The following is a 26,108-nucleotide window of genomic DNA, read 5'->3' as shown; positions in this document are numbered from 1 at the left end:
GGCCGACTCCTCCCGGATGACCCATCACTGAGCGTGCCGTCACCGTCACAACAGCACACCGGACCGTACCGCACAGCAATCGTGCGTGTCGATGCCTGTGGATGACCGGTCCGCCGCACGGGACCGTGCCAGGAAAGCTGCGGGTCAGCCCTTCCAGAGGGCGAGCATCATCGCCTCGACGGCGATCCGTGGCTTGACGTTCGCCTCGATCGCCGCCCGGCAGGCGAGCACGGCCTCCAGCCGGCGCAGCGACCCCTCGGCGTCCCACTTCTGCGCCCCGGCGCCGGCCAGCGCGGCGGTGTCGGTGTGCACCGCGGCGACCGGGGCACGCAGCGCCATGGTGAGCGCGTCCCGGTAGAAGCCCGCCAGGTCGACCAGCGCCCGGTCCAGCGCGTCCCGCTGCGCCCGGGTGGCCCGCGACTTCTGCCGCTTCTCCAGGTCCTTGAGCTGCCCGGCCGCGCCCCGGATGGCGCCGGCCGCGCCCCGGCCGGTGCCGCCGGCACCGAGCGCGGTCTCCAGCGCCGCCCGCTCGGCCGTGTCGGCCTCACTGACCGACGCCTCGGCCTCCGCCTCGGCCGCCTCGATCAGCGCGGACGCCGCGTCGAACGCCGCGCCGACGCCGGTCAGCCGGCGCGGCACGGCGAGCACAGCCTCGCGCCGCTTGCGGGCCTCCGGGTCGCGGGCCAGCCGTCGGGCCCGGCCCACGTGCCCCTGCGCGGCCGCCGCCGCCCACTGCGCCACGTCGGGCGCCACGCCGTCCCGACGGACCAGCACCTCGGCCACCGCCGCGGCCGGCGGCTGCCGCAGGGGTACGACCCGGCAGCGCGACCGGATGGTCACCGAGATGTCGTCCGGGTGGGTGGACGGGGCGCAGAGCAGGAACACGGTACGCGGCGGGGGCTCCTCGATCGCCTTGAGCAGCGCGTTGCCGGCCGCCTCGGTGAGCCGGTCGGCGTCCTCGATGACCACCACCTGCCAGCGCCCGCCGGACGGGGTGCTGGCCGCGCGGAGCACCAGCGCGCGCATCTCGCCGACGCCGATGGAGAGCCCCTCCGGCACCACCATCCGGACGTCGGCGTGGGTGCCGCCCATCGTGGTGTGGCAGCCGGGGCACTCGCCGCAGCCGGTGCCGTGGACGCACTGCAGGGCGGCGGCGAAGGCCCGCGCGGCGACCGAACGGCCGGAGCCGGGCGGCCCGGTGAAGATCCAGGCGTGGGTCATCCCGGCGCTCGGGTCGACCCCGGCCGGCACACCGGTCCCGTCGTCCGTGCCGGCGGCGACCAGCGCGGGCGCACGGTCGGCGGCGCCCACGCGCAGCACGGATGCCGCTGCGGCGGCGGCCCGGCGCAGCTCGGTCACCGCCTCGTCCTGACCGACCAGGTCGGCGAAGACGTCCGGCATCAGGTCTTGTGCTCCATCGTCACCAGCTCCGCGTCGGATAACTCAGGCTGCACCGAGGTGTCCGGGCCCTGCGCGGGCCGGGGGTGCACGATGCCACCCGGCTTGCCGAGCGTCTCCTCGATCCGCCGGACCACCTGCTCGGTGATCTCCTCGGCCGGCCGGGACGCGTCGAGCACCAGGTAACGCTTCGGGTCGGCGGCGGCCAGGTCGAGGAAGGCGTACCGGACGCGCTCGTGGAACGCGATCGACTCGGCCTCCAGCCGGTCGGCGCCCTCGCTGCGCGATGCCACCCTGGACAGGCCGGTCTGCGGCTCGACGTCCAGCAGCACCACCAGGTCGGGCTTGAGCCCACCGGTGGCCCAGGAGGAGAGCCAGGAGACCTCGTCGACCGGGAGGGTCCGCCCGGCGCCCTGGTACGCCAGGGACGAGTCGACGTACCGGTCGCTGATCACCACACCGCCCCGGACCAGCGCGGGCCGCACCACGGCGGCCACGTGGTGCGCCCGGTCGGCGGCGTAGAGCAGCGCCTCGGCGCGCGGCGAGGGCGCCTCGTCGCCGGAGTTGTCCAGCACCAGCGACCGGATCCGTTGCCCGACGGTGGTCGCCCCCGGCTCGCGGGTGACCACGACGTCGCGCCCCTGGCCGCGGAGCCGCTCGGCGAGAGCGGCGAGCTGGGTGGACTTGCCGGCGCCCTCCCCGCCCTCGAAGACCACGAAGAGCCCGGCGGAGACGAACGGCTCGGCCGGCATCAGCGGACGACCCCGGATGGAGCCCCAGAGGTCGGCGAGGACCGGAACGCCCTTCTTGTCGTCCATCTGGCCGAACGCGCTGATCCCGGCGAAGATGCCGGCGACCCCGGCGGCGAGCAGCAGCAGTCGCGTGGAGGAGACGGAGATGCCGAGGTCGGCGATGGTCAGCTGGCGGGAGCCGCCGACGCCGACCAACACGCTGCTCAGCCCGATGGCCAGGATCAGCACCAGCCGGGTGCCGATCTGCACCACCGCGAAGACCCGGCCGCGCACCTCGTCGGCCACCTCGCCGCCCAGCAGCGTGGTGCCGGCCAGGAAGGCCATCCCGGCACCGGCGCCGACCAGCACCGCGCCGACGATCGCCATGGACAGGTGGATGGCGAATGCGAGGGTCATTACCGCGGCGCTGGCCAGCACGATGCTCATGCCGAACCAGCGACGCCGGGACATCTCCTTGACGATCATCGGGCCGAGCCCGAGGCCGAGCGCCAGGCCAACGAAGATGGCGCCGAAGAGCAGGAAGAAGGCGGCGTCACCGGCACCGAGCGAGGCGGCGAAGAACTTGGCCGTGCCGATCACGATGCCGCCGCCGGCGAACGCGCCGAAGATGCCGAGCACCAGGCCGCGGACGAGCCGAGTCTGGCTGATGTACTTCCAGCCCTCGGCGAACTGGTGCCGCATGCTCTGCTCGGTGCGCTGCCGTTCGCCGGTCTGCGCCTGGCTGATCTCCTTGATCCCGAACGCCACCACGAGGGCCGTGGCCAGCCGGGAGAAGGAGTTGACCCAGAGCGCGAGTTGGGCGGGCTCCGCCCAGCCGAGGTCGCCGCCGGCGACGGCCCGGACGCTGCGGTCGAGCGCCGCGGCCACCAGCGCCGCGAGGATCGGGGTGAGGCCGTACGTGGTGATCAGCGTGAGCTGGTTGGCCGCCTCCAGCCGGGTCCGCGGGATCAGGTTGGGGACCGCCGCCTCCTTGGCCGGAATCCAGATCAGCGTGATCGACTCGATCAGGAAGGTCGCGACGGTCGCCCAGAGGACCACCACCGCGCCACTCGCGCCAGCCAGCGCCACCATCGGGATCGAGGCGAAGAGCACGAACCGGAGCACGTCGCAGATGACCATCGTCCAGCGGCGGTCGAACCGGTCGGCGAGCACGCCGGCGATCGGCCCGAGCACCAGCGCGGGGAGCAGCCGGATCGCGATGACGCCACCGAAGGCCGCGCCCTTCGCGGTGCTGCCCTGCACCTGGGCGGCGGCGAAGACCGAGGTGGCCAGCAGGCCGAACCAGTCGCCGAAGGAGGCCGCGCCGAGCACGATCCAGAGCCGCCGGAACGGCCGGATGCGCAGCACGGAGCGGATCGCGGCATAACCGGACGGATCAACCTGGCCGCCGTTGGGCTGCTTGGCGGCGTTGCCCGACTGGTCGCCCGAGCGCGACACGCCGCGCGACTCGCCGCTGTTCTGGCTTTCGATGGCCGTACCTCCACGTGCCGGCCCATCGCTGGGCACCCCCGGTGGAACACTCTAGACCCGGTGGGGAGCCACCCCACTCGCGACATTCTCCTGCTCGCTGAGCCTAGGCCGCCGAAGGCACCGACCGCAGCCCGGGCCGTACGCGAGGGTGTTTCGCATTCGCCGTCAGACAGTTAGCGTGCACACGTGGCCATCGAAAGCGACAAACTTCGCGAGCGCCTGGATCGGGCGACCGCCCACCTCGACCCGCCGTACGCGGTGGTGGATCTCACCGCCTTCGACGCCAACTCGGCCGCCCTGGCCGACCGCGCCGCCGGCAAACCGGTCCGACTGGCCAGCAAGTCGGTCCGCAGCCGGGAGCTGATCAGCCGGGCGCTCGCCCGGCCCGGCTGGCGGGGCGTGATGGCGTTCACCCTGCCCGAGGCGATCTGGCTGGTCCGCGCCGGAGTGAGCGACGACGTGCTGGTCGCGTACCCCAGTGCGGACCGCTCGGCGCTCGCCGAGCTGGCCGCCGACCCGGCGCTGGCCGCCGCGATCACCCTGATGATCGACGGCACCGGGCAGCTCGACCTCATCGACGCCGTACAGGCCCCCGGGCAGCGCGCCGAGCTGCGGCTCTGCCTGGACCTGGACGCCTCCTGGCGACCGCTGCGCGGGCGGGTGCACGTCGGCGTCCGCCGCTCACCGGTGCACAGCGCCCGAGCGGCCGGCGCGCTCGCCGCCGCCGTCGCCGGCCGCGCCGGCTTCCGGCTGGTCGGCCTCATGTCGTACGAGGCGCAGATCGCCGGCCTGGGCGACGCCCCGCCGGGGCAGGCGCTGCTGGCCGGCGCGATCCGGCTGGCCCAGCGCGGGTCGTACCGCGAGTTGCTGGCCCGCCGGAGCGCGGCGGTGGACGCGGTCCGTGAGCACGCGGATTTGGAGTTCGTCAACGGTGGCGGCACCGGCAGCGTGGCCGCGACGAGCGCCGATCCCGCGGTCACCGAGGTCACCGCGGGATCGGGCCTGTACGGGCCGACGCTGTTCGACGCCTACCGCGCCTGGCGTCCCACCCCGGCCGCGTTCTTCGCCTGCGCGGTGGTCCGTCGACCGACGCCGGAGCTGGCGACCGTGCTCGGCGGGGGCTGGATCGCCTCCGGCCCCGCCGCCGACAGCCGACTGCCCCGACCGTGGCTGCCGACCGGCCTGAAGCTGGTCGGCACCGAGGGCGCCGGCGAGGTGCAGACCCCGCTGGCCGGCGCGGCGGCAGCCACCCTGCGCATCGGCGACCGGGTGTGGTTCCGGCATGCCAAGGCGGGTGAGCTGTGCGAACGGGTCAACGAGGTGCACCTGGTCGACGGGGACGCGATCGTGGCGACCGTGCCCACGTACCGGGGCGAGGGGCAGGCGTTCCTCTGACCCCCCCCCCCCGCTGCCCGGTCCGCCCGCCCGGCGGACCGGGTCAGGCGGGCTGGGTGGCCGCTGCCGGCTGCTCGGCGGTCGACCGCGCACTCTCCGGGCCGTCGACCTGGCGGTGCAGGTACTCCCGGATCAGCGCCTTCGCCTCGAGCAGCACCCGCTCGTCGCCGTCGGACCTCCGCCGGAACGCGAGCTTGATCAGCGCGTCGGCCGCCTCCACCGCGATCTCCAGGACGAAGCGGAGCTTCGGGACGTCGGTCAGCCCGAAGCGCTCGGTGAGCACCCGCGCCAACTGGTCGGCGATCACGCCGTTGTTGTCCCGCTGCTCATCGAGCAGGTGCAGGTCGACCACGTCGCCGAAGTGCAGGGTGCGGAAGCCGGGGACGGTGCGGTGCATCGTGATGTACTCATCGATCCCCGCGTCGACGCCGTCCCACCAGTGGGTCATCTCGTCAGAGGCGAACCGCTCGTCGAGCCGCTGGAGGTAGGACTCCATCGTGCGCAGGGTCAGTGCCTGCACGATCGCCCGCTTGTCCGGAAAGAACTGGTAGACCGACCCGATCGCCACCTCGGCGCGCTCGGCGAGCAGGGTCGTGGTCAGCCCTTCGTACCCCACCTCGTCGACGAGTTCGGCGCAGGCATCCAACATGCGCTGTACCCGCGCGACACTTCGACCCTGCACCGGTACGCGGCGCAGCGGCCCGGTCGTGGCGGCTGGTGTGGACACTCGGCGCCACCCCCCTTCGACGGATGAACATATCTCCACGTCACGAGTCCGTGACTACCGGTACAACGAGCGGACCGCAATTGCGGTATTTACCAGCTACAACGTTCCTGATATGAAGTCAGTTCATATTCATCTTCGAGGAGCGCGCATGGTCGGCACCGCACCGCTCACCGCCCGCTGGTCCAACTGGGCCGGTAACCAGCGTGGCAGCGCCACCGCAATCCTCCGCCCCGGCTCGCCGACCGACGTCGCGGAGGCCGTCCGGGCCGCCGCCACCACCGGCGGCCGGATCCGGGTGGCCGGCAGCGGCCACTCGTTCACCGCCATCGCGCTCGCCGACGACCGACGGATGGAACTGTCCGAGCTCGACACCCTCGTCAGCGTCGACGTCGAGCGCAGGCTCGTCACCGTACCGGCAGGGATGACCCTGCACGCCCTCAACGGCCTGCTCGCCCGACACTGCCTCGCCCTGCCCAACCTCGGCGACGTCGACGCCCAGACGGTCGCCGGGGCGATCTCCACGGGCACCCACGGCACCGGTGCCGGCTTTGGCTGCCTGTCCACCTTCGTCGAGGCGATCACCCTGGTCACCGGCACCGGGGAGGTGCTGCGCTGCTCCGCCGACGAGCACCCCGACGTCTTCGCCGCCGCCCGGGTGTCGCTCGGCGCGCTCGGCGTACTGGTCGAGGTGACCCTGCGCTGCGTGGACGCCTTCGTGCTGCACGCCCACGAACGCCCGGCCGCGCTGGCCGACGTGCTCGACGAACTGCCGGCACTGATCGGCAACCACGACCACGTCGAGTTCTACTGGTTTCCCTACACCGCACGGGTCCAGGTCAAGACCAACGACCGGGTACCCACCAATGACCGGCCGCTGCCCCGATGGCGCGGCTGGCTGGACGACGACTTCCTGGCCAACACCGTCTTCGCCAGCGCCTGCCGGCTCGGCCGGGCGGTGCCGGCGCTGGCCCCGAGGATCAGCGCCGTCTCCGCCCGCGCGCTCACCGAACGCCGGTACACCGGCCGCTCCGACCGGGTGTTCTGCACCCCGCGCCGGGTCCGCTTCGTGGAGATGGAGTACGGCCTGCCCCGCGAGGCGCTGCCCGAGGCGCTGGCGGCACTCCGGCGGATCGTGGACGGGCTGCCGTTCAAGGTGCTCTTCCCGGTGGAGGTGCGGTTCACCGCCGCCGACGACATCTGGCTGTCGCACGGCTACGGCCGGGACTCCGCGTACATCGCCGTGCACCAGTACGTCGGGATGCCGTACGAGCCGTACTTCCGGGCCTTCGAGGAGGTGGCCGCCGGACTGGGCGGGCGCCCGCACTGGGGCAAGCTGCACTACCGCGACGCCGCGACGCTGGCCACCGCCTACCCGCGCTTCGCCGACTTCCAGGCCCTCCGCGACCGCCTGGACCCCGACCGGGTCTTCACCAACCCCCACCTGACCCACATCCTCGGCGCCTGACAGCTCGCCCTGAGGGATCTTGGAAGGAAGCTGCCCCCGGAGGGGCCGGTTTCCTTCCAAGATCTCGGTAGGCCGGGCTACTCCGTGCTGGTGGCGGCCCTGCGGGGGGCCGCCTTCTTCGCCGGGGTCTTCTTGGCCGTGGTGGTGGCCTTGGCGGTGGTGGTCTTCTTCGCGGCGGTGGACTTGCTGGCGGCGGCCGTCTTCTTGGTGGCCGTGGCCTTCTTCGCCGGAGCCTTCTTCGCCGCCGCCTTCTTCTTGGGCGCCGGACCCTTGGCCCGCTTCTCGGCCAGCATCTCCGAGGCTTCCTCGATGGTCAGCGCCTCCGGCGTCTGTCCACGCCGCAGCGACGCGTTGAACTCCCCGTCGGTGACGTACGGGCCGAACCGGCCGTCCTTGATCACCAGCGGCTTCTCGGTCAGCGGGTCGACGCCCATCTCCCGCAGCGGCGGCGCCGCGGCCCGCCGTCCGCGGGCCTTCGGGGCGGCCAGCAAAGCCAGCGCCTCGTCCAGGCCGACCGTGAACATCTGCTCCTCAGACTCCAGCGACCGGAACTCCTCGCCCCGCTTGACGTACGGGCCGTAGCGGCCGTTGTTGGCGAACACCTCGACCCCGTCGGGCGCGACGCCGACCAGCCGGGGCAGGCTGAGCAGCTTGAGCGCGTCCTCGAGGGTCAGCGAGTCCGGCGTCTGTGAGCGCAGCAGCGAAGACTTCCGCTCGCCGCTGGACACGTACGGGCCGAACCGGCCGGCCTTGAGCACGATCGGCTCGCCGGTGCCCGGGTCGTCGCCGAGCTTGCGCTCGCCGCTGCCACCGAGGAACAGCTCGTGCACCTTCTCCGGGGTCAGCTCGTCCGGAGCCAGCCCCTCGGGGATCGGGGCCCGGTCGCCCTGGGCGCCACCCTCCTCACCCTCGGCCGGTGCCGCCGGCTCGCCGCCGGGCATCTCCCGCTGGAGATACGGCCCGTACCGGCCCACCCGGACCACGACCTTCCGGCCGTCGTCGTCGGTGAAGAGTGGGATGGAGTTGACGCTGCGCGCGTCGATGTCGCTGAGGTTCTCGGTGACCAGCTTCTTGAGCCCGCCGGAGCGGGCGATGCCCTGGTCGCCGGCGCCGTTGGCGCCGCCGAAGTAGAACGCGGTGAGGAAGTCGACCGCGGCGTGGTCACCGCCGGCGATCTCATCCAGCTCGTTCTCCATGGTGGCGGTGAAGTCGTAGTCGATCAGGCGGGGGTAGTGCCGCTCCATCAGGCCGATCACCGCGAAGGCCAGGAAGGTCGGGATCATCGCCTGGCCGCGCTTGGTGACGTACCCCCGGTCCTGGATCGTCTGCATGATCGACGCGTACGTGGACGGGCGGCCGATGCCCAGCTCTTCCAGTGCCTTGACCAGCGACGCCTCGGTGTAGCGCGACGGTGGTTGGGTGTGGTGGCCCTGCGCGGCCAGCTCATCGGCGGTCAGCGGCTGGTCCTTCACCAGGGTGGGCAGCCGGCGCTCGGCGTCCTCGGCCTCGGCGTTCTCGTCGTCGCTGGACTCGACGTACGCGCGCAGGAAGCCCGGGTCGGTGATGGTCTTGCCGGTGGCGCCGAAGTCGGCTTCCTCCTGCGAGGTGGAGACCGCGCGGATACGCACCGAGACGCTGGAGCCGACCGCGTCGGTCATCTGCGAGGCGATGGTGCGGCGCCAGATCAGCTCGTAGAGCTTGAACTCCTCGGCGGACAGCTCCTTGGCCACCTCGCCCGGGGTGCGGAAGTTGTCCCCCGCCGGGCGGATCGCCTCGTGGGCCTCCTGCGCGTTCTTCACCTTGCCGGTGTAGCGGCGCGGCTCCGGTGGCACGCTGCGCTCGCCGTACAGCTCGACGATCTGCCGGCGGGCCGCCGAGATGGCGGTCTCCGACAGGTTCACCGAGTCGGTACGCATATAGGTGATGTAGCCGTTCTCGTACAGGCGCTGCGCGGTGCGCATCGTCTGCTGCGACGACAGGCGCAGCTTGCGGGCCGCTTCCTGCTGGAGCGTGGAGGTGATGAACGGCGCGTACGGGCGGCGGCGGTAGGGCTTCTCCTCGACCCGGGTGACCGTGAACGGCCGGCCCTCGAGCCGGGCCGCCAGCCCACGGGCGCCGCCCTCGTCCAGGTGCACGACGCCGGCCCCGGGCTTCACCCGGCCGGTGGTCGGCTCGAAGTCCTTGCCGGTGGCGATCCGGTCGCCGTTCAGCGCGATGAGGGTGGCGTTGAACGCGCGCGGCCCCTCGCCGGCGTTCGCCACGGCGAGAGAGGCCAGGATGTCCCAGTACTCGGCGGTGCGGAAGGCCATCCGCTGACGCTCCCGCTCGACCACGATCCGGGTCGCCACGGACTGCACCCGGCCGGCCGAGAGCTTCGGCATGACCTTCTTCCACAGCACCGGGGAGACCTCGTAGCCGTAGAGGCGGTCGAGGATGCGCCGGGCCTCCTGCGCGTCGACGAGGTCGCGGTCGATCTCCCGGGGGTTCGCCACCGCCGCCTGGATCGCCGGCTTGGTGATCTCGTGGAACACCATCCGCTTGACCGGCACCTTGGGCTTGAGCGTCTCCACCAGGTGCCAGGCGATGGCCTCGCCCTCGCGGTCCTCATCCGTCGCCAGGAAGATCTCGTCGACCTCCTTGGCCAGCTTCACCAGCTTGCTGATCTGCTGCTTCCGGTCGGCGGAGACGACGTAGAGCGCGTGGAAGCCGTTGTCCACGTCCACCCCGAGCCGGGCCCACGCCTCGCCCTTGTACTTCGCCGGCACGTCGGCGGCGTTGCGTGGCAGGTCGCGGACGTGACCGAAGCTGGCCTCCACGACGTACCCCGGGCCCAGGTAGCCCGAGATCGTCTTGGCCTTCGCCGGAGACTCGACGATGACCAGACGGGTGGTTCCAGCGTTACTCGGCACGTCTCTCCCCGACCTCACTTCTGCTCGTGGCCTGCCGGCGCCCGGTCAGCGACCGCCCTCGGCCCCGCCGTCGCACCGGCGGTCCGGATGTCCAACGTAACGCGCCGTCCGCGTTTCGGGTTTCGCGGGCGGCAATCCGCTCCGGCGCGGCGGTCCACTCCCGCCCCGCCGCGCTCGGCACTGCCGGACGGCGCCACCGTACACCGTGGGTAGGGCTCGAAGCGGGTCACTGTGACGATGGCGGACCCTCGGCCGAGGTCCGACCCGCCCGTTTTCCGCCCGGATCAGCTTGCCGGCTGTCCGGGACCGGACAGCCGACGGGGACCCGGACTCCCCCTCCGCCGTGGGCGGAATGGCCCGGTTCGTCCCCCTGGTGGTCAGGTCGGCCAGGCGTCGGTCGGCGCCGCCCGCGGCGGCCCCCCGACCAGCTCGGCGAGCCGGCCCAACCGGCGCCGGCCCGTGATCCGGTACCCCGGGCCACCCTCGTCCGGGCCGAGCAGCGTGCCCGCGAGCCCGGCGGCGGCGAGCGCCGCGCCGACCGGTTCCCAACACTCCTGGTCGCCCTCGCCGAGCCGCAGCAGGAAGCCGCCGGGCGGCTCCGGCGACCCGGCGGCGGCGAGCCACAGCCGCAGCCGCCGGCCGGTCAGGTGAAAGGTGGCCGGTGGGCGTTTCGCCGGGCCGTGCAGCCAGGCGACCGCGAGCGGCTTCAGGACCCGGGTGTACGAGGTACGGACGGCGTGTCGCGCGTCCCCGGTCGGCTCCCAGCTCGCCGCCAACCCGCGCAGCGCCAGCTCAGCGACCAGCACGTGCACCCGCCAGGCGGCGTCCACCTGCACCGAGAGGCGGGCGGTGCCGCCCATCCGCACCACCTCGCCCGGCCCGGCGAGCAGCCCGGCCAGGTCGGCGACCGTCGGTTCGGCCGCCTCCGCGCCGAAGAAGACCAGTTGGCGCCGCGTATCGTCGGTCTGCGCCGTCCCGCTCGCCCCGGACCGGGTCGGCCCGCTCCGCCGTCGCGCGGGCTCGGATGCCGGCGCGTCGGGCTCGGGCGCGGGGAACAGCGCCGGGGGCGGCTGCGCCGCTCCGGTGTCGCCGAGCCCGCTCAGCGACACTCCGGCACCTCGTCGAAGGCTTGTTTCAGCTCCTCGGAGTTGAGCCGGCTGGTGTCCAGCGCGCTGGCGTCGTACTCCTTGTTGAGCGTGTCCACGGCAGCCCGCACACCGTCGTAGAAGACGGTCGGCTCGCCGGTGCCCAACCCGTCGATGGTGTCCCGGGCCCGGCCGTAGGCGTCCCGCATCTTCCCCAGCGAGCTGCGGAAACCGGCGGAGATGGCCTCGCCGTTGTCCGTCTCCGGAACGCCGGCCCGCTCCACCTTGCGGCGCGCGGTCTCGCTGGCCTGCTCCGCCCCATCGAAGAGCCGCACCAGGTTCTCCTTGGCCTGCGCCGGCGTGGTCTGCGCGGTCATCTGCTCATCGGTGCTGCTGGTCAACTTGCTGATCTCGGAGCGCCAGGGGGTCAGCGCGCCGCAGACCGTGGCCGCCCAGGCCCGCGGGCTGGGGCCGCCACCGCAGCCGGAGAGCACGACGACGAACGTGGCCAGGACCACCGTGAGCTTTCCGGCGGCAGACGCCTGGCACGTACGCATGCGTTGCAGCGTACGACCTCCGGCCAGGCGTGGCACCGGTCAGACGGCCCGGAGGAGGAACCGACGGTCCCCGGCCGGCGTGGCACGCCGACCGGGGACCCGGTGCCGAGGACGGTCAGGCGTTGACCGTCTCCGGCCGGTGGTCCGTGCTGCCCGCACCGGTGTCGGAGTCGTCCATCGCGATGCCCTTGCGCTTGCTGAACACCACCGACGCCACGATGATCAGCGTGGCCACCACCGCGATGCCCACCCGCACGGGGGTGTTCCGGTCGTCGCCGATGCTGAACGCCACCACGGCCGGCGCGATCAGCAGCGAGACCAGGTTCATCACCTTGAGCAGCGGGTTGATGGCCGGGCCGGCGGTGTCCTTGAACGGGTCACCGACGGTGTCGCCGATGACCGTCGCGGAGTGCGCCTCGGAGCCCTTGCCCCCGTACGCGCCGTCCTCCACCAGCTTCTTCGCGTTGTCCCAGGCGCCACCGGAGTTGGCCAGGAAGACCGCCATCAGCGTGCCGGCCCCGATCGCCCCGGCCAGGTACGCCGCGAGCGCGCCGGGCCCGAGGCCGAAGCCGACCGCGATCGGCGCCAGGATGGCGAGCAGACCCGGGGTCATGAGCTCGCGCTGCGCGTCCCGGGTGCAGATGTCCACGACCTTGCCGTACTCCGGGCGCTGGGTGCGGTCCATGATGCCGGGCAGCTCACGGAACTGCCGGCGGACCTCCATCACCACGGCACCCGCCGAGCGGGACACCGCGTTGATGGCCAGCCCGGAGAAGAGGAACACCACCGCCGCACCGATGATCAGGCCGACCAGGTTGCGCGGGTTGGCCACGTTCAGCGAGTTCAGGATCTCCGTCCCGACGTCGCCCACGCCCGCGTCCGCGTACGCGGTGCGCAACGTGTCGGTGTACGAGCCGAACAGCGCGGTCGCGGCGAGCACGGCCGTGGCGATCGCGATCCCCTTGGTGATCGCCTTGGTGGTGTTGCCGACCGCGTCCAGCTCGGTGAGCGTCCGGGCGCCGTGCTCGTCGATGTCACCGGACATTTCGGCGATGCCCTGGGCGTTGTCGGAGATCGGCCCGAAGGTGTCCATGGCGACGATCACGCCGACCGTGGTGAGCAGGCCGGTGCCGGCCAGCGCCACCGCGAACAGCGACAGCGTGATGGAGCTGCCGCCGAGCAGGAACGCGCCGAAGACGCCGGCCCCGATCAGCAGCGCCGAGTAGACCGCCGACTCCAGCCCGATGCTGATGCCGGCCAGGATGACGGTGGCCGCACCGGTCTGCGAGCTCTTGCCGATGTCCTGCACCGGGCGCCGGTTGGTCTCGGTGAAGTAACCGGTGAGCGCCTGGATGGCGGCGGCCAGCACGATACCGATGATCACCGCGCCGATGGCCACCAGCCGCGGGTTGCGGTCGACGTCGGTGAGCCCACCCTCCAGCTCGGCGAAGGTCGCCGGCAGGTAGGCGTAGGCGGCGATCGCCACCAGCACCGCGGAGAGGACCGCCGAGATGTAGAAGGCCCGGTTGATCGCGGTCAGACCGCTGCGGTCGGAGGCGCGCAGCCGGGTGATGAAGACGCCGAAGATCGCGACCAGCACGCCGATGGTGGAGATGATCAGCGGGAAGACCAGGCCGTCCTCGCCGAACGCGGCGCGACCCAGGATCAGTGCGGCGACCAGCGTGACCGCGTACGACTCGAACAGGTCGGCGGCCATGCCAGCGCAGTCGCCGACGTTGTCGCCCACGTTGTCGGCGATGGTGGCGGCGTTGCGCGGGTCGTCCTCCGGAATGCCCTGCTCGACCTTGCCGACCAGGTCGGCGCCGACGTCGGCGGCCTTGGTGAAGATGCCGCCGCCGACCCGCATGAACATCGCGAGCAGCGCGGCGCCGAAGCCGAAGCCCTCCAGCACGGTCGGTGCGTCGCCCCGGTAGACCAGGACGACCAGCGCGGCGCCGAACAGGCCGAGGCCGACGGTGAGGAAGCCCACCACGCCGCCGGTGCGGAAGGCGATCTTCATGGCCGCCTCGCGGCCACCCTGTCGCTCCCGGGCGGCGGCGGCCACGCGCAGGTTGGCGCGGGTGGCCAGCCACATGCCGGCCCCACCGATGGACGCGCTGAACAGGGCGCCCACCACGAAGAAGAGCGAGCGGCCGAACTTCACCGCGGTCTCGCTGCCGTCGGTGTCGTGCACCGGCAGCAGGAAGAGCAGCACCACGGCGATGACGACGAAGATCGCCAGGGTGCGGAATTGGCGGAGCAGGTAGGCCGAGGCGCCCTCCTGGACCGCCCCCGAGATCTCCTGCATGTTGGTGGTGCCCTTGCCGGCTGCCAGCACCGCCTTTGTCAGGGCGGCGGCGAAGACGAGCGCCACCAGCGCGATTACCGCGGCGATGACGACGTACGTGACATTGCTTCCGGTAAGGGAAAGCCCGCCGCCATCGGCGGCCAAGGTCTCGGACATCTGTGTCCTCCTGTTACCGAACACTCGCGCCGGTGAGTGGAGACGCACCGACCGGCGCCTGAACGCGGACTCGCAAGCGCGCGCCAACCCACCCCAGCGGACCAGCGATGAACACCCATACCCGCTGGCTGCGGGATGGATCACTTGCTGACAACCCGGGTACTGTAGCCCTCCACAGTGTCGGAGGTCACACCGAGGTGGCACCGTGTCTCGATGATCTTCGTCGCTGTGTTATGAAACGAAATCTGATATAGGGCGCGGTCCATGACAAGGAGGCCGCACCCCCAGCGGGATGCGGCCTGCGGAACGGAACAGAACGGGTCAGCGGCCGACCGGCCACACCATCCGCACCTCGGTGCCGACGCCCTCGTCGACCGGACGCACCTGAAGGTCCTCGACGAAGCCGGCGAGCAGGGCGAAACCGACTCCGGTGGTCAGCGCCTCATCGGTGAGCGACTCGTTGGCCAGCTCGTCCGGCGGCAGCGCGGCCAGCCCGATGCCGGCCTCGATCGGCGCCCGGTCCACCACCCGCACCGCGTACGACCCGGCGTCGGACATCTCCACCAGCACCGGGTCGGCCAGGCCGTACTGGCGGTGCAGGGCCACCGCCCGGGTGCACGCCTCGCCGATGGCCAGGCGCACCTCGTCCAGCAGGTCCTCGCGGACCCCGGCGCGCCGGGCGACGGCGACGCCGACCAACCGGGCGGTACGCACGTGCACCGGCGCCGGGGAGAAGGAGAGCTTGACTGTCGCCATCACGCGCTGGCACCGGTCGGTTCCGCGCCGACCGCCGCGTCGACCGTGGGGTGCAGCGGGAAGACCTGGTCCAGCGCGGTGATCCGGAAGATCTTGAGCAGCGGCTCCTTGTCGCAGACCAGGGCGAACGAGCCGCCGGCCGTGCGGAGTCGCTTGAGCGCGCCGACCAGCACGCCCAGCCCGGTGGAGTCGAGGAAGTCCACCCGACCGAGGTCGACCACCACGTGCCGGGCGCCGCCGTCGATCAGTTCGAGGAGCCGTTCGCGGAGCCGGGGCGCGGTGTAGACGTCCACCTCACCGCCGACCTCGAGCACCGTGTGCTCGCCCACGGTGCGGGTCGCCAGCGACAGCTCCATCGGTCCTCCTCGCCAGAGCCGTAAACTCTCCTGGGCATCTAACCATTACCGCTTGGCCACCCTGCGGTCGCCAACGGAAGCTCCTCCTTACCCCCCGCCCGACTTTTCATCTCCGAACACCAGTGCGAGAGTGCAGGGCGTGTCGTCCGCAGCCACCGTATCCGCAGATCCCGGCCCTGAACCATCGCCGGTCGACCTGCTGCGCCGGCTGCGTGCCCGGAGCGCCGGTGACCCGGTCACCCACGTCGAACGGGTGCCGGCCCGCGCCGGGGTGCCCGCACCGTGGCCGTCGTGGGCGCCCGCGGAGCTGCGCGCGGCGTTCGCCCGTCGCGGCGTGGTCGCGCCCTGGCGACACCAGGCCGAGGCGGCCACCCTGGCGTACGACGGCGGCCACGTGGTGGTCGCCACCGGCACCGCGTCCGGCAAGTCCCTGGCGTACCAACTGCCGTCGCTGGCCACGCTGCTCGCCGACCCCCGGGCGACCGTGCTGTACCTGGCGCCGACCAAGGCGCTCGCCGCCGACCAGCTGCGGGCCGTGGCCGGGCTGGAGCTGGAGGGGGTACGCCCCGCCTGCTACGACGGGGACACTCCGCGCGCCGAGCGGGAGTGGATCCGCCGGCACTCCCGGTTCGTGCTGACCAACCCGGACATGCTGCACCACGGCATCCTGCCCGGGCACGCCCAGTGGTCGGGCTTCCTGCGCCGGTTGGCGTACGTGGTGATCGACGAGTGCCACACCTACCGGGGGGTGTTCGGCTCACACGTCGCGCACGTGCTGCGCCGGCTGCGCCGGCAGTGCGCCCGGTTCGGGGCCGCCCCGGTGTTCGTGCTCGCCTCGGCGACCTCCGGCGACCCGGCGACCGCGGCCGGGCGGCTGACCGGCCTGCCGGTGACGGCGGTCACCGAGGACGCGTCGCCGCGCGGCGGGGTGACCTTCGCGCTCTGGGAGCCGCCGCTGCTGCCACCCGACTCGTCGGCGACCTCTTCCGTGGCACCCGCCCAGGCGGCGGGCGGGCACGACGACGTGCCGGACCTCATCCAGGTCCGCCGGTCGGCGCTGCGGGAGACCGCGGACCTGCTCGCCGACACGGTCGCCGAGGGGGTACGCACGCTCGCGTTCGTCCGGTCCCGCAAGGGCGCCGAGGTGGTGGCGGCCAACGCGCGCCGGGCGTTGGACGAGGCGGTGCCGGGGCTCGGCAAGCGGGTGGCCGCCTACCGGGGCGGTTACCTGCGTGAGGAGCGGCGCGAGCTGGAGCGGGCGCTGCTGCACGGTGACCTGCTCGGGCTGGCCTCCACCAACGCGCTCGAGCTGGGCGTGGACCTGATCGGCCTGGACGCGGTGCTGATCTGCGGATACCCGGGGACCCGGGCGTCGCTCTGGCAGCAGGCGGGCCGCGCCGGGCGCTCGGGGCAGGAGGCGCTGGCGGTGCTGGTGGCCCGGGACGATCCGCTGGACACCTATCTGATCCACCACCCGGAAGCGATCTTCGGGGCGCCGGTGGAGGCGACGGTGCTCGACCCGGCCAACCCGTACGTGCTGGCCCCGCAGCTCGCCTGCGCCGCGGTCGAGGCCCCGCTCACCCCGGCCGACCTGGCGCTCTTCGGTGACGGGGCGAAGGAGGCGGTCGACGAGCTGGTGGCGGCCGGGGCGCTGCGACAACGGCCCACCGGCTGGTACTGGCGGCACCGGGAGCGCCCCGAGGTGGATCTGCGCGGTGAGGGCGGCGCCCCGGTCTGCGTGGTGGAGTCGGCCACCGGCCGGCTGCTGGGCACGGTCGACGGCGGCTCCTCGCACTTCCTGCTCCACCCCGGCGCGGTCTACCTGCATCAGGGCGTGTCGTACGTGGTGGACGAGCTCGACCTTGCCGACGGTTGCGCGCTGGTGCACGTGGAGGAGCCGGACTGGTCCACTCACGCCCGGGACGTCACCGACCTGTCCGTGGTGTCGGTGCGCTCCTACGTGGACGCCGGGCCGGTCGGCATGTTCCTCGGCGAGGTGGACGTGACCAGCCAGGTGGTGTCGTACCAGCGACGCCGGATCGCCACCGGCGAGGTGATCGACACCCGGCCGCTCGACCTGCCCACCCGGGAGCTGCGCACGGTGGCGGTCTGGTTCACCTTGTCGCCACAGTCACTGGCCACGGCCGGTGTGCAGGCCCCGGACGTGCCGGGTGCGCTGCACGCCGCCGAACACGCCGCGATCGGCCTGCTGCCCCTGATGGCCACCTGCGACCGGTGGGACATCGGCGGGCTCTCCACCGCGGTGCACCCGGACACCGAGGCGCCGACCGTCTTCGTCTACGACGGGCACCCGGGCGGCGCGGGCTTCGCCGAGCGGGCGTACGGGACGGCGTCGGCGTGGCTGCGGGCCACCCGGGACGCGATCGCGGAGTGCGGCTGCGAGACGGGTTGCCCGTCCTGCGTGCAGTCCCCGAAGTGCGGCAACGGCAACAACCCGCTCTCCAAGCCGGACGCGATCCGGGTGCTCGACGTGGTGCTGACGAACCTGCCCTCCTGAGCCGCCTTGCACACCCTCGACCAGCAGATCGCGCTCGGGTCCGCGCTGGCCGCCCTGGCCCAGGCGGAACGGCTGGAGCAGATCAACGAGCGGCTGCGGGATTTCCACCAGGTCCTCAACGGCTGGGCGCTGCGCGTCACCGTCGACGGCCGCTGACCTCCGCAGAGAGGGCCGAAGGGGGTGGACCCGGTCACGGGTGGGAGCGCCGGGACGCGGGCCGGCAGCGGTCGCCGGGCTGTGCGAGACTCCGGCGCACAGTCCCCCAGAGGAGATCAGATGCAGCTCGACAACTTGCAGACCCTGCAGCATTTCCACATCCGGCAGCGGCTGCGAATGATGGTCAACCAGTACGAGGTCCGGGCGGCCTCGCCGGACGGCACCGAGGGTGAGCTGCTGGCCTTCGCACAGCAGAAGCGGCTCGCCTTCAAGGAGCAGGTGACGATCTACACCGACGACTCCAAGCAGCAGCCCCTGCTCGGCTTCAAGGCTCGCCAGCGCATCGACCTGGGCGCCACGTACGACGTGACCGACGCGGCCGGCAACCCGATCGGCCTGTTCCGCAAGGACTTCGCCCAGTCGCTGCTCCGTTCCACCTGGCACGTCGAGCAGACCGGCCTGCCGCAGGTTACGGGCCAGGAGCGCAGCATGCCGGTGGCGCTGCTGCGCCGGTTCGTCGACTCGTTGTCCTGGCTGCCGTACCACTTCGACTTCACCGCCGGCGGCCAGCCCGTCTTCTCGGTCGTGAAAAAGTGGGGCCTGCGCGACAAGTACATCGTCGAGGTGCAGAACCCGCAGATCGACCGGCGCCTGGTCATCGCCATGGCCGTCGCCCTCGACGCGCTCCAGGCCCGCTGACGCACCCCGGCTCACCGAGCCACTCACCTCTTCGCCCGCTGGCCGGGACACGGGCCCGTCGGTCCGCGTCCCGGCCAGCAGGCGGCTGCCGGTTGTTTGCAGCCCCTCTGGAGTTGATGTCGCAGACGAATCGCGACCGATGCCGCGATTCAGCTCCACAGTGTCGTCCAGCCGCAACGACGCACCCGGCCCGTGGTGGCCGGTCGACCAGGTGCGAGCCGAGCACCGTTCAGCCGCGGACCGGGCCAGCGCGGGCCGTTGACGCCACGACCCGGGTCAGGCCGGGCAGTGGCGTGACCGCCACCTCGACGGTCACCAGCACATCCAGCCCGTCGGTACGACACTCCACCAGCCGGCCGCCGTTGCGAGCGGCGATGTCGGCGGCGGACCCGCACGCTGTCACGTCGCCGTCGATCGCCCTGGCGGCCCCGGCCAGCGCACTCAGGTCGGCTGCCACCGCCGCCCGTTGCGCCGCCATCGCGGCCGAGGCGACGGCGGCGCCGTACGTCCCCGCCAGCACGAAGACCAGACCCACCGCGAGCAGTAGCACGGTTGCCCCACCTCGCTCAGGATCCGCCCGCTCGGCGTCCGACCTCTCGCCGTACGGCCGCCCGGTATGCGGTCGCCCATGCCGGAGGTGCGCCTGGCCCGTCCTCCTGGTCTGGTGCTCCGGCCCGCCTGGGCATCGGTTCATCGGCTCTCCTCCGTGGCCCCGGGTTCCACGGCCGCGACGGCGGTGGCGACCACGGTGATCCGCGGGAGGCGACTGCCCAACGCGCGTACGGGCGCCCGGACCGTCGCCTGCGCCCGGTCGCCGTCGATCGACACCGACACCGCGGCTCCCGGCGGCGCCGCGCGCGGGCCGTCGGCGCTGCCGTCCGCGCCCCGGGCGGCGGCCAGCGCCGCCTCCCGGGCCGCGTGCAGGCAGCTCGCCCGGGTGCTGACCGCGTTGACCGCGGTCAGCCCGGTGAGCAGGAGCAGAAGCAGCGCCGGCAGGCCGGCCGCCAGTTCGGCGGTGAAGGATCCGCGGTCCCCGCCGGCTGTCCGGTCGGCGACGCGGATTCTCCGTCCGCCGCCGGCCGCCCACCCGGTGGTGCCCGGCCCTCGATCGCGGCCGGTCTGCCGGCGCCCGATCACTTGAGCGCCCGGTCGATGACGGCGGTCAGCGCCGACTGCACGTTGCCGGAGGTCAACACCTTCAACAGGATCCCCGCGAAGGCGACCGCGGCGAGAGTGCCCACGGCGTATTCGGCGGTGTTCATCCCTGCGTCGCCGTGCAGGCGGGCGATGAGTTTGCGCATGCTGTTTCCCTTCTCGATGGGTCAGAGCACGTCGCCGAGGACGGCGACGATCACCGGCACCAGGCCGGCGAGAATGAACGCCGGTAGGAAGCAGAGCCCCAGCGGCAGGACGATGAGCACGCCAGCCCGACGGGCCGACGCCTCGGCGGCGGTGGCCCGGTCGGCGCGCAGGTCATCGGCGAGCCGGGTCAACGCACCGGCCAGGGCGGCTCCGCTGTTGGCCGAGCGGAACGCGGCCGCGGTCAACCGCTCCGCGCCCGGCACGCCGTCGAGCGCGGACCACGCCTCCGCCGGGCCGCCGCCGAGCAGCAGGGAGCGGCCGACCCGGGCCAGCCGGCTGGCGAGCGGGCCGTCCAACGCCTCGGCTACGGCCAGCACAGAGCGGTCCACCGGGGCGCCGGCCCGCATCGCCGCGGCCAGCAGGTCGGCGGCGAGCGGCAGATCGGCGACCTCTCGAAGTCGCCGCCTGCGCGCAACTGGCGACTCGATCCGCCGCAGCAGCAGGTCCAGCAGGAACGCGGTCGGGACCGCGCCGAGCAGCCCGAACCAGCCTCCGACGACGACGGCCACGGCGAGCCCGCCCAGACCTGCGGCGAGCCGGATCGCGTCCGGCCGTCGCCGGCCGCCCGCTGCCGCGTTGACCGACGAGCCGGTTCGAGCCCTCCATCGGGAGTCCGCCACCGTTCGGGACATCAGCCGGCCCGCCCCGGCGTAGCGCCCAGCCGCTCGGCCCAGAGCAGGCCGATGACCTGCAGGACGACCGCGAGAACCGCGCAGACCCCGCCGACCGTGCTGTGCAGGAGCACCGCCACCGGATCCACGCCGATCCCGTAACCGAGCCCGATCCCGCCGATCGGCAGGGCCGCGAGCAACCAGGCGGTGGCCCGCGCCCCGGCCGCCTGTGCCGCGGCGGCGGACAGCCCTCGATCGGTCGCACGGGCGTCCGCCTCGATCCGCTCGACGAGCTCCGCCAGCGGCGCGCCGGTCCGGTCCGCCAGCCGCACCGCCGCCGAGGTCAGCTGGGCAAGTCGGTCCGGCCCGTCCGGTCCACCGGCGGTGGCGATCTCGATGGCCGGCGGAACGGGCAGGCCCGCCCTGAGATCCGCCGCGAGACCGCAGAGCTGGTCCAACCCGCGCCGCCGGATCCGCTCGGCGTGCCGGTTCGCGCGCCAGCGCAGCAGAGCGCGCGCGGCCAGCGTGCCGTAGCCGCCCACCGCGACCGCGGCCACCGGACCGCCGAACGCGGCACCGACACCGGCCCCCACCAGGCCGACCAGCAGAAGCATGCGTGCCGACGATCGCGGGGCGCGCACCGAGGTGTGTGCGGCTCGCTCCCCATCAGGCCCGGCGGTCGGGGTCATCGGGTCGACGGCCCGGTTTCCGCAGCTGTCGACTGCCCCGCGACCGTCGACCGTCACCACGCTGGACGCAGCAGCCCGACCCGGCACGTCCGCTTCGATCACTGGCGCGGAGACGGACGTGGCGGCGCGCCGTTCGGCGTCCGGGGCGATGGCCACCACCCGAGCGGTGCCGGCCGGACCACGAGGGTCACGCCGAGTCGGCGGACGTGCCGGACCTGCGGGTCGCGTGGACCCCGATGACCCACCTGCCACTCTGGGCCAGCGCTGGCCGGCGTTGACGTCCCTGGTGGACCAGCCGACCAGCGTCCGCCCGCCGCCGAAGCTCGGGGCTCCCGGCGGCTGGTGGCCCGAGGAAGGCAGAGTGCCGAGCCCATCGGCCGGGACGTCCAGCCCGCGGCCGAGTCCTCTGATCCAGTCGACCAGCGCGTCGTCCGGATCAGCACCGGAGTTCTCCCGGACCGGTGGCGTCAGCACCCGACGGCGGCGGGCCCGGATGCTCTGCACGGGCCAGGCCACCAGGGCCGCGGCCGCCAGCAGCAGCGCCGCCACCAGCACCGCGCCGCCGGTCATGCCGGACCCGCCGATCCGGGCCACGGCTCGCTGAGGATCGGCGGCGCCGCTACGCCACGGTCCCGCAACAGAGCGCCCAGCGCACGGGCGGCGAGCCCGAGCCCTCGACCGCGGACCCAGGCGGGCACCACGGTAACCACCCGGTCGGGCCCCTCCGGGAGCAGCAGGCAAATCGACTCCAGGACCCGTCCCCGGTCACCACGTCGTACCTGGAGCAGCACCTGCAACGCGGCGGCCACCTGGGCGTGCAGCGCGGCGCGGGGCAGCCCACCCAGCATGCCGAGCGCCTCGAGCCGGGCCGGTACGTCGGACGGGGTGTTGGCGTGGAGGGTGCCGGCGCCCCCGTCGTGGCCGGTGTTGAGCGCAGCCAACAGGTCGACCACCTCACCGCCCCGGCACTCCCCGACCACCAGCCGGTCCGGGCGCATCCGCAACGCCTGCCGGACGAGGTCGGCGAGGCTGACCACACCCGTTCCCTCAACGTTGGCGGTACGCGCCTGGAGCCCCACCACGTGCGGATGCCCCGGATGCAGCTCGGCGGCGTCCTCCACCAGCACGATCCGTTCGGTGGCCGGGACCAACCCGAGCAGCGTGTTGAGCAGCGTCGTCTTGCCCACACGTAGCAATGTGCTACGGCGGTCAACCGAAGCGCTCGCAACGCTGGTTCGGCCGCTCACCCTCCCTAGAAGGGCAGAGCACGTGACCATCACAGCCACTGCACCCGTACCGGCACGCTGCCGGCTCTCCACCGCCGCAACGGTGGGCCTTCCCCGACTCGACCGCTTGGCGGTGCTCGACGCCGCTGAGTTCTACGGCCTGACCGCGTACCAGGCGTTCTGCATGGGCGCCCGGCTTCGCAGCGAGGCGGACGTGACCGCGGTCGCCTCGACCATGCCGCCGCTGACGCCCGAGCAGGTCGCCGACTTGGACGCCTGGTGCGCCAAGGTCGCTGTGACGCCTGTGAGCACCCTCGCCGAGTGGTTCCGGTGCTCGTACGACACCGCCGAAGAGGTCCGCGAGCTGATGGGCGGTGCCCGATGAGGTGGCTACTGCTGATCATCCCCGGCGGGGTGGGCGTCCCCACCACCGTTTTCCTCATCGCCCGCGCCCTGGTCTACCGGCACGCCGATCAGCACGGCGCCGCGATCCGCGCCGCTGGTGACCTGCCGAGCCGCCGTGAGGCCGCCTACGCCGACCGTCCGAAGGAGCTTTCCCGGTGAACCTGACCACCTTCACCAGCCGCGCCGCTGCCGCCCTCGTGGCGGCGGTGGCCGGCTTCGCGTCCTACCGCCACATCTACGACGTGGCCACTGAGGCGGGCGAGCACCAGGGCGTCGCGGCGGTGCTGCCGCTGGCCATCGACGGCCTGATCCTGGTGGCCACCCTGGCGATGCTCGACGACAAGCGGCACCAGCGGCGCCCGCGGCTGTCCGCCCGGGTCGCACTGGTGTTCGGCATCCTCGCCACACTCGCCGCCAACGTGGCGTCGGCCGAGTCGACCGTGACCGCCCGTCTGGTCGCCGCTGTGCCGGCGGTGAGCTTCCTCCTGGCCGTCGAGGTGCTCGCCCGGTCCGGCAAGCCGCTGCCCGTCGCGGCGCCCGTCGAGCTGGTCGACGAACCGGCACCGGTCGACCCGTGGGACTACGCCCAGCCGATCGGCCCGGTGGCGTCACCGCCGGTCGAGCCTGACGCCAAGCCGGCCGTCACGCGGACACGTCCCCGTTCCCTCACCAGCGCGCAGAAGGTGGCCAAGGCTGCCGCCAAACTGCCCACCGGAACGGTCGCCCAGGTCGCCGCCAAGGCGGGCGTGAGCGAGTCCACCGCGCGCCGCTATCTGCCGTCACCAACCGGCCCGGTAGCTGCGGAAACCCGCGTCAACGGCACGTCGGTGGAGGTGAGTACCGGTGCCTGAGCAGGACTGCCAGATGTGCCCGACGTTGGAGGCCCGTCTCGCCGCCACCGCTGGCGGGCTGCTCGCGCTGGCCGCGTTCATCGACCAGGAGTTGACCGAACCCACCATCTCGCGGCGGGAACTGCTCGACGTGACCGCCGTCCGCGCCGCGAACCTCGCCGACCAGGCGCAAGGGAGGTACTGATCATGACCGTCGTCCCGTTCGATGAGTACGACGATGAGCGGCACATCATCGAGGCCGACAAGGTCGGCGGACAGGTCGACCCGGCCGACCGGAGGGCGACGTTCGCCGACGTCGTGTCCCGCACCGACGCGCGCCGGCCCATCGTGCCCGCGGTGCTGCGCTCCCCGGATGCCCGGCGGGCGCTGGGCCGTTGGGCGGTCGGCTACGGCGGGCACACCGCCCTCTATCACGTGACCCGCAGCCCGAAGTACGCCGCCAAGGTCAGCCTGTACGCGCCCCGCGGGGCGTGGCGGGCGTCGGCCAGCGTGGTCTGGTGGGCGGTCGGCGGCCGCGAGAACTTCCACCTGCGGCAGGAAGCGGCCAGCAAGAACGACCCGCACACGTGGCAGCAGCTGGACCGCCGCCGGGAGAAGGCGTCTGGTGCCCGCTGGTGGGTAGTCGGCGGTGCTGCCGTGCTGCTGCTGGTGCTGCTGGCGGGCCTCGAGGTGGCCGGCATGCCGCCGGTCGGCTGGTACTGCGTGGTTGCCGCCCTGGTGCTGCTCGCCGCGCACTACGGGCGGCCCGCTGACCGGCCGATCGTTGACCGGGTCGTCACCAAGGCGGCGTTCACCAAGCTGACCGGCGAGATGGTCCGCGCGGCCGTCGTGGCGCTGGGCATCGGTGTGAAGGAGCCGGGGCAGATCACGTTCCCGCCGCCGGGCATCCACAAGGACGGACCCGGGTGGCTGGCCCGCTTCAACCTGCCCGGCGCCATCGTGGCCACGACGCTGCTGGAGAAGCGCGACAACCTCGCCGCCGCGCTGCGCCTGCCCGTCGACCAGGTGTGGCCCGAGGTCGGCCCCGACCACCCCGGCCAGGTCGACCTCTGGGTCGGGTATCAGCCGTCCAGCAAGATGGGCCAGCCCAAGTGGACGCTGGCGGCGGACAACGCCCGGACCAGCGTCTTTGAGTCGAACCCGTTCGCCACCGACTCCCGCCAGCGGCCGATCTCGACCGTGCTGTTCGCGCGGAACTTCCTGGTCGGCGGTCAGCCCGGCTCCGGCAAGAGCTACGCCGCCCGGACGCTGCTCACCATCGCCATGCTCGACCCCACCGTCGAGCTCAAGGTCGCCGAATTCAAGGGCGTCGGGGACTTCCTCGACGTTCAGAGGCTGTGCTCCACCTACGCCGTGGGCGTCGATGACGACGCGTTCGAGACGGGCAGCAACATCATCACGTGGGCGCTCGCCGAGTGTGAGCGGCGCGGTAAGCGGATCCTCGAGGCCAAGAAGCGCGGCGACGCCCCCGAGGGCAAGGTGACCCCCGAACTGGCCGCGAAGCGCGGGTCAGGGCTGCATCCCGTGTTCATCCTGCTCGACGAGGTCCACGAGCTGTTCGCGGCCGTACCCGGTGCCGCCGCAGCGTGCGAACGGGCCATCAAGCGGGGGCGGGCGCTCGGGATCATCTTCTGCCTGGCCACGCAGATCCCCGACAAGGACAGCCTGCCGCCCAACATCACCAGGTGCATCACCACCCGCTGGTGCCTGTCGGTGCTCGGCCAGGTTGAAAACGACATGATCCTCGGGACCGGGGCGTACAAGCGGGGCATGACCGCCACCGTCTACCGCCCCGGTGTCGACGCCGGCTGGGGCGTGATGGTCGGCGTGGACAAGCCGGGTAGCGCCCGGTCGTTCTACCCGACGCCGGAGGTCACCGCGGCGATCGTCGCCCGCGCCGGGCAGCTGCGCGGCAAGGCCGTCATCGGTGAGGACGTCAAGCGGGCCGAGATGCGCGACATGCTCGCCGACGCCCGGAGCGTTCTGCAAAACGGTGAGGCCGGGTTGCCGTGGGCGGTCCTGGCCGAGCGCCTGGCCGAGCTGGCCCCGGACTTCTACACCGGGATCACCGCCGACATGGTCCGGGAAGCGCTCGCCCCGTACGGCGTCGAGTCGCAGGACGTGAAGGTCGGCCGCAGCAACATCAAGGGCGCCCGCCGGACGGCTCTGGAAGCCGCCCAGCAGCGCCGCGAGATCGAGGCCGAGTAGTGGTCGCGGGGCTGGTCGCGGCACGGACCTTGGTCGCGAATCCGCGACC

The 26,108-nt window shown here is 72.8% G+C and carries 24 protein-coding genes and 1 pseudogene; 10 read left to right on the top strand and 15 right to left on the bottom strand.

Annotated elements, in window-relative coordinates:
* Positions 1-144: 144 nt before the first annotated feature.
* Both KBX63_RS11935 and tmk read right to left on the bottom strand, forming a co-directional pair.
* Positions 145-1,401 (bottom strand): DNA polymerase III subunit delta', encoded by a 1,257-nt coding sequence (locus KBX63_RS11935; protein WP_210911074.1) that lies wholly within the window; start codon positions 1,399-1,401, stop codon positions 145-147.
* Complete coding sequence (tmk, locus tag KBX63_RS11930; RefSeq protein WP_210911235.1) at positions 1,401-3,497, bottom strand: dTMP kinase; 2,097 nt, start codon at positions 3,495-3,497, stop codon at positions 1,401-1,403. The genes KBX63_RS11935 and tmk overlap by 1 nt, the downstream gene beginning before the upstream one ends.
* Positions 3,498-3,806: 309 nt before the next feature.
* Here tmk and KBX63_RS11925 point away from each other — a divergent pair, with 309 nt between their 5' ends.
* A complete protein-coding gene (locus KBX63_RS11925; protein ID WP_210911073.1) occupies positions 3,807-5,015 on the top strand; it encodes an amino acid deaminase/aldolase in 1,209 nt (402 codons plus the stop codon).
* Between the two features lie 43 nt (positions 5,016-5,058).
* On the opposite strand, the gene KBX63_RS11920 is transcribed toward KBX63_RS11925, so the two are convergent.
* Positions 5,059-5,664: a TetR/AcrR family transcriptional regulator gene (locus tag KBX63_RS11920; protein WP_210911234.1), complete on the bottom strand. Its 606-nt coding sequence runs from the start codon at positions 5,662-5,664 to the stop codon at positions 5,059-5,061.
* A 226-nt stretch (positions 5,665-5,890) separates the two neighbouring features.
* On the opposite strand from KBX63_RS11920, the gene KBX63_RS11915 reads away from it, so the two are divergent.
* A complete protein-coding gene (locus KBX63_RS11915; protein ID WP_210911072.1) occupies positions 5,891-7,207 on the top strand; it encodes a D-arabinono-1,4-lactone oxidase in 1,317 nt (438 codons plus the stop codon).
* Between the two features lie 77 nt (positions 7,208-7,284).
* Here KBX63_RS11915 and topA read toward each other — a convergent pair whose 3' ends face one another.
* The 6 genes from topA to KBX63_RS11885 all read right to left on the bottom strand — a co-directional run bounded on the left by topA (position 7,285) and on the right by KBX63_RS11885 (position 15,334).
* The gene (topA, locus tag KBX63_RS11910) at positions 7,285-10,116 is read right to left on the bottom strand and encodes a type I DNA topoisomerase (RefSeq protein WP_210911071.1); all 2,832 of its coding nucleotides are present in this window, start codon (positions 10,114-10,116) and stop codon (positions 7,285-7,287) included.
* Between the two features lie 377 nt (positions 10,117-10,493).
* A complete protein-coding gene (locus KBX63_RS11905; protein WP_210911070.1) occupies positions 10,494-11,225 on the bottom strand; it encodes a hypothetical protein in 732 nt (243 codons plus the stop codon).
* Positions 11,216-11,758 (bottom strand): hypothetical protein, encoded by a 543-nt coding sequence (locus tag KBX63_RS11900; RefSeq protein ID WP_210911069.1) that lies wholly within the window; start codon positions 11,756-11,758, stop codon positions 11,216-11,218. Before KBX63_RS11900 ends, KBX63_RS11905 begins: the two co-directional genes overlap by 10 nt.
* Before the next feature lie 115 nt (positions 11,759-11,873).
* Positions 11,874-14,222 (bottom strand): sodium-translocating pyrophosphatase, encoded by a 2,349-nt coding sequence (locus KBX63_RS11895; protein WP_210911068.1) that lies wholly within the window; start codon positions 14,220-14,222, stop codon positions 11,874-11,876.
* A 321-nt stretch (positions 14,223-14,543) separates the two neighbouring features.
* Positions 14,544-14,981, bottom strand: coding sequence for an ATP-binding protein (locus tag KBX63_RS11890; RefSeq protein WP_089018050.1), 438 nt, complete (start codon positions 14,979-14,981; stop codon positions 14,544-14,546).
* Positions 14,978-15,334 (bottom strand): STAS domain-containing protein, encoded by a 357-nt coding sequence (locus tag KBX63_RS11885; protein WP_074316127.1) that lies wholly within the window; start codon positions 15,332-15,334, stop codon positions 14,978-14,980. Before KBX63_RS11885 ends, KBX63_RS11890 begins: the two co-directional genes overlap by 4 nt.
* 139 nt (positions 15,335-15,473) lie before the next feature.
* Here KBX63_RS11885 and KBX63_RS11880 point away from each other — a divergent pair, with 139 nt between their 5' ends.
* The 3 genes from KBX63_RS11880 (at position 15,474) to KBX63_RS11870 (ending at position 18,707) form a co-directional block, all read left to right on the top strand.
* Positions 15,474-17,852 (top strand): DEAD/DEAH box helicase, encoded by a 2,379-nt coding sequence (locus KBX63_RS11880; RefSeq protein WP_210911067.1) that lies wholly within the window; start codon positions 15,474-15,476, stop codon positions 17,850-17,852.
* Between the two features lie 6 nt (positions 17,853-17,858).
* Positions 17,859-18,008, top strand: coding sequence for a hypothetical protein (locus KBX63_RS11875; RefSeq protein ID WP_210911066.1), 150 nt, complete (start codon positions 17,859-17,861; stop codon positions 18,006-18,008).
* A 120-nt stretch (positions 18,009-18,128) separates the two neighbouring features.
* A complete protein-coding gene (locus KBX63_RS11870) occupies positions 18,129-18,707 on the top strand; it encodes a hypothetical protein (RefSeq protein ID WP_210911065.1) in 579 nt (192 codons plus the stop codon).
* A 229-nt stretch (positions 18,708-18,936) separates the two neighbouring features.
* Here the strand turns inward: KBX63_RS11870 and KBX63_RS11865 are convergent, their stop codons facing one another.
* The 6 genes and pseudogenes from KBX63_RS11865 to KBX63_RS11840 form a co-directional block, all read right to left on the bottom strand.
* Positions 18,937-19,257 (bottom strand): Rv3654c family TadE-like protein, encoded by a 321-nt coding sequence (locus tag KBX63_RS11865; protein ID WP_374102212.1) that lies wholly within the window; start codon positions 19,255-19,257, stop codon positions 18,937-18,939.
* Between the two features lie 140 nt (positions 19,258-19,397).
* A complete protein-coding gene (locus KBX63_RS11860) occupies positions 19,398-19,769 on the bottom strand; it encodes a TadE family type IV pilus minor pilin (protein ID WP_210911233.1) in 372 nt (123 codons plus the stop codon).
* Positions 19,770-19,840: 71 nt separating this feature from the next.
* On the bottom strand, positions 19,841-20,008 hold the full coding sequence (locus KBX63_RS11855; RefSeq protein ID WP_184180752.1) for a DUF4244 domain-containing protein: 168 nt from the start codon (positions 20,006-20,008) through the stop codon (positions 19,841-19,843).
* 21 nt (positions 20,009-20,029) lie between these two features.
* A complete protein-coding gene (locus KBX63_RS11850; RefSeq protein WP_210911063.1) occupies positions 20,030-20,701 on the bottom strand; it encodes a type II secretion system F family protein in 672 nt (223 codons plus the stop codon).
* Positions 20,701-21,963 carry a hypothetical protein gene (locus KBX63_RS36405; protein WP_307871692.1) on the bottom strand — a complete coding sequence of 421 codons (1,263 nt, stop codon included), beginning with the start codon at positions 21,961-21,963 and terminating at the stop codon, positions 20,701-20,703. The genes KBX63_RS11850 and KBX63_RS36405 overlap by 1 nt, the downstream gene beginning before the upstream one ends.
* A pseudogene (locus KBX63_RS11840) lies at positions 21,936-22,553 on the bottom strand (ATPase, T2SS/T4P/T4SS family); the annotation flags it as partial. The gene KBX63_RS36405 and the pseudogene KBX63_RS11840, both read right to left, overlap by 28 nt.
* An 85-nt stretch (positions 22,554-22,638) precedes the next feature.
* Here KBX63_RS11840 and KBX63_RS11835 point away from each other — a divergent pair.
* From KBX63_RS11835 to KBX63_RS11815, 5 genes are read left to right on the top strand one after another with little or no spacing between them, the layout of a single operon-like run.
* A complete protein-coding gene (locus tag KBX63_RS11835) occupies positions 22,639-22,980 on the top strand; it encodes a hypothetical protein (RefSeq protein WP_210911062.1) in 342 nt (113 codons plus the stop codon).
* The gene (locus KBX63_RS11830; RefSeq protein WP_210911061.1) at positions 22,977-23,159 is read left to right on the top strand and encodes a hypothetical protein; all 183 of its coding nucleotides are present in this window, start codon (positions 22,977-22,979) and stop codon (positions 23,157-23,159) included. The genes KBX63_RS11835 and KBX63_RS11830 overlap by 4 nt, the downstream gene beginning before the upstream one ends.
* A complete protein-coding gene (locus tag KBX63_RS11825; RefSeq protein WP_210911060.1) occupies positions 23,156-23,851 on the top strand; it encodes a DUF2637 domain-containing protein in 696 nt (231 codons plus the stop codon). The genes KBX63_RS11830 and KBX63_RS11825 overlap by 4 nt, the downstream gene beginning before the upstream one ends.
* Positions 23,844-24,035 carry a hypothetical protein gene (locus KBX63_RS11820; RefSeq protein ID WP_210911059.1) on the top strand — a complete coding sequence of 64 codons (192 nt, stop codon included), beginning with the start codon at positions 23,844-23,846 and terminating at the stop codon, positions 24,033-24,035. The genes KBX63_RS11825 and KBX63_RS11820 overlap by 8 nt, the downstream gene beginning before the upstream one ends.
* 2 nt (positions 24,036-24,037) lie before the next feature.
* On the top strand, positions 24,038-26,059 hold the full coding sequence (locus KBX63_RS11815; RefSeq protein ID WP_210911058.1) for an FtsK/SpoIIIE domain-containing protein: 2,022 nt from the start codon (positions 24,038-24,040) through the stop codon (positions 26,057-26,059).
* Positions 26,060-26,108 lie beyond the last annotated feature (49 nt).

It is taken from the genome of Micromonospora sp. U21 (assembly GCF_018070045.1).
In the GTDB taxonomy this organism is placed as follows: Bacteria; Actinomycetota; Actinomycetes; order Mycobacteriales; family Micromonosporaceae; genus Micromonospora.
The sequence above is the reverse complement of the archived record's forward strand: the minus strand, read 5'-3'. Positions and strand labels throughout refer to the sequence as shown.